The sequence below is a fragment of the Geosporobacter subterraneus DSM 17957 genome, from assembly GCF_900142145.1.
GTDB classification, from domain to species: domain Bacteria; phylum Bacillota; class Clostridia; order Peptostreptococcales; family Thermotaleaceae; genus Geosporobacter; species Geosporobacter subterraneus.
The window spans coordinates 1-8,161 of record NZ_FQZV01000085.1 but is presented as its reverse complement, the minus strand read 5'-3'; the positions used below and the strand labels follow the sequence as shown (position 1 = coordinate 8,161).

7 protein-coding genes, 1 pseudogene and 1 riboswitch are annotated in these 8,161 nt (G+C 38.8%); all 8 genes and pseudogenes read right to left on the bottom strand.

Annotated features, from left to right (window positions below; translation table 11 throughout):
- Nucleotides 1-140: pseudogene (locus BUB56_RS18605) on the bottom strand (IS1380 family transposase); the annotation flags it as partial.
- A 289-nt stretch (nt 141-429) separates the two neighbouring features.
- Entirely contained in the window at nt 430-1,374 is a 945-nt protein-coding gene (locus tag BUB56_RS18600) for an ABC transporter ATP-binding protein (RefSeq protein WP_242946438.1), read from the bottom strand.
- Nucleotides 1,374-2,162 carry an ABC transporter ATP-binding protein gene (locus tag BUB56_RS18595; RefSeq protein WP_242946437.1) on the bottom strand — a complete coding sequence of 263 codons (789 nt, stop codon included), beginning with the start codon at nt 2,160-2,162 and terminating at the stop codon, nt 1,374-1,376. The genes BUB56_RS18600 and BUB56_RS18595 overlap by 1 nt, the downstream gene beginning before the upstream one ends.
- A 66-nt stretch (nt 2,163-2,228) precedes the next feature.
- Entirely contained in the window at nt 2,229-3,773 is a 1,545-nt protein-coding gene (locus BUB56_RS18590) for an ABC transporter substrate-binding protein (RefSeq protein WP_190014752.1), read from the bottom strand.
- 34 nt (nt 3,774-3,807) lie between these two features.
- Complete coding sequence (nikC, locus tag BUB56_RS18585) at nt 3,808-4,626, bottom strand: nickel transporter permease (protein WP_110942744.1); 819 nt, start codon at nt 4,624-4,626, stop codon at nt 3,808-3,810.
- Entirely contained in the window at nt 4,619-5,566 is a 948-nt protein-coding gene (gene nikB, locus BUB56_RS18580) for a nickel ABC transporter permease (RefSeq protein WP_110942743.1), read from the bottom strand. The genes nikC and nikB overlap by 8 nt, the downstream gene beginning before the upstream one ends.
- Nucleotides 5,567-5,587: 21 nt before the next feature.
- Nucleotides 5,588-6,901, bottom strand: a complete 1,314-nt coding sequence (locus tag BUB56_RS18575; RefSeq protein WP_110942742.1) for an MATE family efflux transporter — start codon at nt 6,899-6,901, stop codon at nt 5,588-5,590.
- A gap of 240 nt (nt 6,902-7,141) precedes the next feature.
- Nucleotides 7,142-7,327: riboswitch (cobalamin riboswitch) on the bottom strand.
- Between the two features lie 576 nt (nt 7,328-7,903).
- A partial coding sequence (locus BUB56_RS18570; RefSeq protein WP_190014750.1) for a transposase domain-containing protein occupies nt 7,904-8,161 on the bottom strand: 258 nt, incomplete at its 5' end.

Here is an 8,161-nt window from a genome sequence, read left to right as displayed (position 1 = left end):
TTAATTAGTTTAGGAAAACCAAGCTTATGGGCGAATTCCTTAATCAGAAGTAGGCCAGAATCGGAGGATAAATCCCCTCCTGCGAAATTAATTTTAATTTTACTGTTGCTTTCTGAGTGAAGTGCATTTAGACTAGACATAAGGGTTTCTCCTTTGTGAAATGTTAGTTGCGGTGACTTCATTTTAACAAAGTTGAAACTCTTTTTCTATTGTATTGGTTTCACTTTTTAAGTGAAACCAATAATAATGCAAAACTACTGTAACTATGCGGCACGAAGCAATGCTGGATAAATTATGATGAATAATTCAGGATAAATATTCTTGAGCAATTGATATTTCGTCTGTATTTATAGTTCTAATGCTATACTGGTTGATCATAAGGTTCTCACTCACTCCTTTGCAGTCATATTCTTAAAGAGCAATTTTTTTTTAACATATATGACATAATACCTTACTTCCATTATGCATGACTTTCACTTCTGGCGCTTTTTCACGGCAAATCTCACAGGCTTCAGGACAACGTGGACTAAATACGCAGCCTTTTACTTTTTCAACACCATTGATTTTGGTTGCCGTAGGCCGCATCTGGTTTTCAAACTTTTTCACTGAAAATACTGAATCCAGCAGCATCTTTGTATATGGATGTTTCGCATCTCTTATAATGTTTTGACTCTCAAACATTTCGATGATTTCACCAAGATACATGACATAGATTCTGTCACATATGCTTTCTGCTAGGGCTAAATCATGGGTGATGAAAATGCTAGAGAAATTCGTCTTTTCTTTTAATTCTAATAAAAGTTGGATGATCTGCTGCTGTATAGACACATCCAGGGCAGATGTACATTCATCACAAATAATGATGTCCGGCTTTAAGCCCATTGCACGTGCAATGACAACTCTTTGAAGTTGACCGCCGCTAAGCTCATTAGGATATTTGCGCATGTAATCCTTGCTTAGACCCACCATCCCTAATAGTTCTTCAGCATATTTGCCGGCTCGCCCTTTATCCATTATTTTAAAGTTCCTAAAGGGCTCCATCAAATAGGTTCCGATTTTCATTCTAGGGCTAAAAGTACCTATTGGGTCCTGAAAAATCATTTGTACACTTTTATAATATCTCCTCAGCAGCTCTCCTTGAAGCCCCGTGACATCTTTTCCATTAAAAATCATCCTGCCTTCATCAAGATCCGTCAAATGAGACACAATTCTGGCAAGGGTACTTTTTCCACACCCGCTTTCTCCAACGATGCCAATGCATTCGCCTTTAGCCAGCTGGATATTCACATTGTTTACTGCCTGAAAATACTTTCCTTCATGATCTTTAAAGCGCTTAGAGACACCCTTTAATTCGAGAATTATATTATCATCCATCATCTTAATCCTTTCAATTCAGGAAAAGCATGCAACAGCTTTTGTGTATATTCCATTTGTGGATTTGTTATCAGTTTTGATTTGTCGTTACATTCAACGACCTGACCCTTATTCATAACCATAATTCGATCCGCCATATAGGCGGCGCACCCAATATTATGCGTAACCAATAGAATACTGGTATGGAAATGGTTCCTTAGGGCCATTAACGCATTAATAATCTGTACTTGCGTCACTACATCTAGCGCACTGGTTGGCTCGTCCGCTATGATCAGTTTTGGCTCCATGGCCAAAGCCATGGCAATTGCAACCCTTTGCTGCATTCCTCCACTTAACTGAAAGGGGTAGGCATTCATAATTCTGTCAATATCGCCAAGAGACATTTTTTCAAGAGTTTCCCTGGCTTTTTGGGCTGCATCAACTTTAGAGAGATTTCTATGATTTCTAATACTCTCTACGAACTGTCTTCCAATCTTGATAATAGGATTGATATAGGCACCAGGATTTTGAAAAATCATAGTGATTTCATTGCCACGAAGATTTCTCCACTGTTCTTGATTATATTTACTGATATTTTGACCATTGAAAATGATCTCACCAGAAACAATTTCGGCATTGGGAGAAAGCAGATTGATAATTGCCCTTACAAAGGTTGTCTTTCCACTTCCGCTTTCCCCAACAATACCAATAATTTCCTTGTGATCAAGGACCATATTAATATTTTCGATTGCATTTTCTTCACCGTTATATTTGACGGTGAGGTCTCTAACTTCAAGCAGTCTACCCATTGCTCTACAGGCTCCGTTCTGTTTTTCTGATGAATAATATCTCTAAATCAACTGGAAAAAACACAGCTATTTTATTTTTACCCTAGGGTCAATATAGTAGATTTCTGATATATATCTGTACACACCTTCTACATTTTTCCTTGTTACCACAGATCCCTCTTGATAGTATAAGAATAAAGAAGCTACATCTTTCATGAGTATTTCTGACCCCTCTATTCCCAATTGATCTCTCTGTGCTTTTTCAAAGGTGTTGTCTAGCTTAGTACAAATGGCGTCAAGCTCTGAATTGCTGTATTTCCCATAGTTCCCTACACTTCCGGTTTTATAGCTGGCTTCTAGGAAGTATTGCGGATCTGCGGTTGGTGCAGATGTCCACCTTTCCCATAGCAAATCAAAATCTCCTGACTTCGCCATATCTGCATAGTTTTCAACTTGAATCACTTCCAAGCCTATTCCTATCTCTTTGTACTGGGCTTGCATGGCTGTTCCAATATTATTTGCATCACTGCCGTGGTTTGTTCTGGAGATATATTTTAATACAATATTCTTTCCATCCATTTCCCTTATTCCATCCCCATTGGTATCAATGAACCCTGCTTTATCCAACAGCTCTTTTGCCTTCTCAGGATTATATGAATAATAATCTTCACCCTTGTATCCAAAGGAAAGCATGTCATTAAAAGGTCCTTTAGCAGGTATGCCCTTTACCAATTCCTTTGCATAGGTTTCCTTGTCCATCCCATAAGAAAGTGCTTGCCTAAATGCTAGGCTTTTCATATAGGGTTTATCCATATTGAGTCTTAGTAAAAAGACACGAAGGTTAGGGCCTTTTTGAACTGCAAAATCATCATTATTTTCAAATAAAGCTAGATCTCTTATACCTATTTGTGTAGCAAGATCAATTTCACCAGATTGTAAAGCCATGGTACGCGTAGAAGGATCTTGTATATATTTTACATTTACGATATCTACACCAATATCTCCGCTCCAATGTTCCTCATGTTTATGCAGGGTTAATCCCACATCCGGTGTAAACTCTACTACTTTAAAGGGACCCGTCGCTATAGGCTTATACTTAAATCCTTCGTCATCGGCTGCAGTGCTATCTACGATAATATACACCGTATCTGCTAGCACATTCAGTAAAGTTCCATAGGGTTTTGATGTCTTAATCGTTAGTTTTTGTCCTTCGGCAGTAATCGATTCTACTGGGAATTTTACATCATCTCTATCGGTTATTTCTAACGCTCTTTCGATTGATTTTTTGCAAGCCTCCGCATCTACCCTATTCCCATTGTGAAATTTTACACCATCTCTTATGTGAAAAATGATTGTCCTATCATCAATTTGTTCCCAAGACTCTGCGATTGAAGGCTTAAACGCCAAATTCTCATCGATCTGTACAAGATTTTCACCTATGCCGCAGCGGGTTAACGTCCAGCCATTCCATCCTTCTGTAGGTTCAATGTTGCCGTCTAGCCAAAATAACGCCATGTTCAATACCTTTGGTTCCCCCGACTGGTTTGAGGCTGCCTTATCCCCTTGTTGTGTACAGCCGACGGATGCAATGCTCATCATAAGAATCATTACTACTGCTAATAATCTTTTCATGCTGCTCCTCCTATTCAGGTTTTTTAAACTATATCTAAACATGTTTAGGGTCCAACACGTCCCTTGCTGTATCCCCCAACACATTAAAGATCGCCACTACAGTAAATATTGCAAGCCCAGGGTATATGAGTAACCAGGGTGCCGTTTGCATATATGCTCTGCCTTCATTTAACATATTTCCCCATTCAGGCGTTGGAGATTGTACCCCCAAACCCAAAAACGATAAGCCTGCAATGGCTAACATCATACCTCCAATATCTAAAGCCAATTGTACAATTAAAGATGATAGTATATTTGGAAAAATATAATGGGTGATGAGTTTTAATTTCCCTGCTCCTGCCATTTTTGCTGCATGTATATACTCGCTATTTTTAATTCCCATTACCAGCACTCTTGTTAATCGGGCATACTTTGTCCACCAAACCACAGACAAAGCGAATATGGTATTCCTTATACCTGGCCCTAAGATTCCTACAATTGCAATGGCAAAGACAGTATCGGGAAAGGAAAGTACAGTGTCTGTAATTCTCATGATCATGGTATCGATTATACCGCCGGACATCCCTGCGACCATCCCAATTGCTAATCCTAGCGTAAAGATAAGCATTAGTAGCAAAAATGTCATTCCTAGGGATACTCTGGCGCCATAAAGGATTCTGGAGTAGATGCATCGGCCTACTTGATCGGTTCCAAAGGGATATTTACTGCTCGGTCCCTTCAGCACATGAGCGAAATCTGTTGCCAGCGGATCCTTCGGTGCAAATGCGGGAGCAACAATAGCCAATAAGATCAATAAGCCCGCCACCGATAGAATAAAGGAGAAAAAAGCTTTTTTTCTTTTCCGATTACTCACCGATTCTCCCCCCTCTTATGACAACCCTTGGATCAAGGGCTTGGGTCATTATGTCTACAATAAAGTTGATACTAACATAGATCCATACCATAAAAATAACGTATGCCTGCAACAACGGATAATCTCTATAGGTGATGGCTTCCAGCGCCATAGATCCTAGTCCTGGCCAAGTAAAAATATTTTCTACAATGACTGTACCCCCTAAGAGCGCTGCAGTGGACAGTCCAATCAGGGTAATGATGCCCAAGAGTGCGTTAGGTAAAATATGATGAATAATGATTTCTCCTTCCCTTATCCCTCTAGCTCTAGCGCCTACTACATAATCTTGAGAATACTGCTCTAATATGGCAGCTCTAATTTGTCTTACGTATCTTCCGATTAATGGGATTGCCAGGGTCATGGCAGGTAAGATTATACTTTTATGCGCATATGGATCCGTTATCCTAAACCAGCGATTCTTTACTACAAAGATATAAATCAGTATAAGACCTAACCAGAAGGACGGAATCGATATGCCCACAAAAGAAAATCCTCTAATGATATAGTCTGCCAGCTTGCTTTTTTGAATAGCTGATAGAATGCCTAGGCCAAGGGAGAAGACCACTAATATCAGTAGTGCAGCAAGGGCTAATCTTGTTGTCATAAAGATCCTTTGAGGCAATACCTCTGCCACTGATTCCCTCTTAGAATAAGAGTATCCTAAGTCACCTCTCAGCAACCTCTTGAGCCAATTCCCATACTGTAGGATAAATGGATCTTTTAAGCCCATTTCCTCCCTCGTTTTCTCCAAAAGTTCTTCTGTTGGAATCACATCACGGGAGGTCAGCATCATCTCAGCAGGGTCACTGGGACTAATATAAGTGAGGCCAAAGGTTAGAAAGGTGGCCAGCAGCATTACAACCATAAGCTGTACAATTCTTTTTAATAAATAGTATTTCATCTCATCACATCCATTTAACTCCTAATGATTTGCAAGTACAAATACTTTATTGAACAATTTTTTTCTGTATAGAAAAAGGACCACACTTCTGGTAAGACTAAATAGTATAAATGCAAGCCAAAGACCGTGGTTTTTATACTGGGGTATCGCTGTAAAATAAACTGCTGCAAATACTGCCAGTGAAATCATCATTGAGTTTCTAATCGGTGCTGTATAGGTACTTCCAGTAAATATTCCATAGTATACCATTCCAATCCCAATAACAAGGGGAAACACTACTAGCCACATAACGTGCTCCTCACATAGAGAAACCACCTCCTCAAGATTGGTAAAGACACTTATCATAGGATCTTTAAAGAACACCACTGCAGCTGCCAACATGATGCTTAGTGCTGCCGTACACAGGTTTGAAATAGATAACACAGCCCTATATTCTTCTATATTGTTCTCCCCAACACATTTACCCGCAAAAATGCTTGAGGCATTGGCCAGGCCTTCAAATATGTAGGAGATAATGTATTGGATCTGATACAACACTGCATTGGCTGCCAGTACAACCGTTCCTAACTCAGTTCCCTTGGCAATAAACATATTGGTCATGGTTAATAGGCAAACCGTCCTAATCATAAGGTCAGCATTTACCCCCATTATTTTTTTCATTGCAGTCTTATCAAATAATCCCTCTTGATAGGCTAATATTTTATGGATACTTATTTTTGTGAATATGATGTAGTTTCCTACTGCAAAACCATAAAGCTGAGAAATCAGTGTAGCATAAGCCACCCCAGCCACACCCATCCTCAAGAATATTACAAACACGATATCAAGGATGATGTTAAGAACATTGGTAGAAACCTGTAAAAACAATGTTTCCTTTACATATTTCCTGCCCATTAGCCATCCTAGATTTACGTATCCTATTAGGACAAAGGGAACACCCCAAATAAGAATTTTAAAATATGTAACGGCATGCATCATCACATCAGGTTCTGGATTATAGATATACATAGCCCCGTTTCTTATGAAACCTTGTAAAGCTATAAATATACTGCTTACAATCAATGCAATCAAAACCGGTCTAAAGTAAGCATAATATCTATCTTCTTCCTGCTGGCTCCCTAGTGACTGGGCAGAAAATCCTGAAGTACTCACTCTCAAAAATCCAAACAGCCAGTACAGAGTGTTGAAAATAACTGCTCCAATCGCAACTCCCCCTATATAGGATGGATGATCTAATCTGCCGATAACAGCAGTATCTACCGCCCCTAAAAGAGGTTGGGTTACCGTGGATATAATAAAGGGTATGGCAAGCGCTAAATATTCTTTATAGTTCATAGATTACCTCACAATTTATTATGATGAATGAATCTTGTTGCATCTACCTATATATTTTCGAGGCGAAACATCGAGATAATTGATAATACTTTTCATTTTTATTTATCTGTAATGTTTTAGTGGATTTCGGCTGATATGTCTAATAAAAAAGCCCCTTAGCAAATACTAAGAGACTCTTTTCCCATCTAAAAAAGTCACGCAACCGAGAACTATAGCGAAATCTATCCCCTTTCGCCTAGACTATTTTCTCCTATCAAGGTAGGTCTCCTGACTTGTAGATCAACCTCCTTCTAGCCTTCCCAAATAATTTATATCTAGTGGCATAATTAGAATTCGTCACTACTTACAGTGGTGGGTCCGTGTCGGATTTTCACCGACTTCCCTATTCTCCTCTTTTTTAGAGGCACCTTGATATATTTAATTTTAATTACTTAACCAGCAATATTTTGAGAACTGGCTACTAATGCAGTAGCACATCTGCTGGAATGATCATTCTGCATCCTTTTCCAGCAATAATTCCGCATCACTATCTGTTCACAAACTTCTTTTTTCATTATACAAATTTCTTATTTTTGAAACAATAGAATTTGCGTATTCTGTCATTCAAGTAGTATATTGTATTACTTTTTATGAATATTCTTGAGAAGTTGGATGTTATTTATGTTTTAGACTATGACAAGGGGACGTTTCGTTTGTTCCCTCCTTCTTAATGAAGTCTTCTTCCTGCTTTATTTTTCACCCTTTTCAATAGCAGTTGCACCTATTCCTAATATGCTGGTCAGTCGTCTTCGTTATCTACGAATATCTTTCTTTTGTCACCGTCTGGCAGCATAATGTGATATTTTCCGATTTTCCCCTTATTTTGTCACCCGTTCCTTCATACCACTTCTACTTAAAACATCATATGAGAAAAACAAGACATTCGAAACGTCCCCTTGTCTTCACAGCCCACGTATGAAAATAGTCCTATCTATGAGATAATTATCATAAATAGGACTGTTACTATTTTTTAGGTTTAAATATTGTCCGGCATTCTTCCGGTAAGGCTTTTGACCAAGGAAGAAGATGGTCCAGGGCATCCGGGCAAGTAAGTTTTGTGTTTGGAAGTTCTTCGAGTAGATACTTCAGGTAGTAGAAGGGATTTAGTCCATTCATTTTGGCTGTCTCTACTATACTATATATCATGGTGCTAGCTTTGGCTCCATGGGGGGATTTGCAGAAGAGGTAGTTTTTGCGGCCAATTACGAAATTTTTAATTAA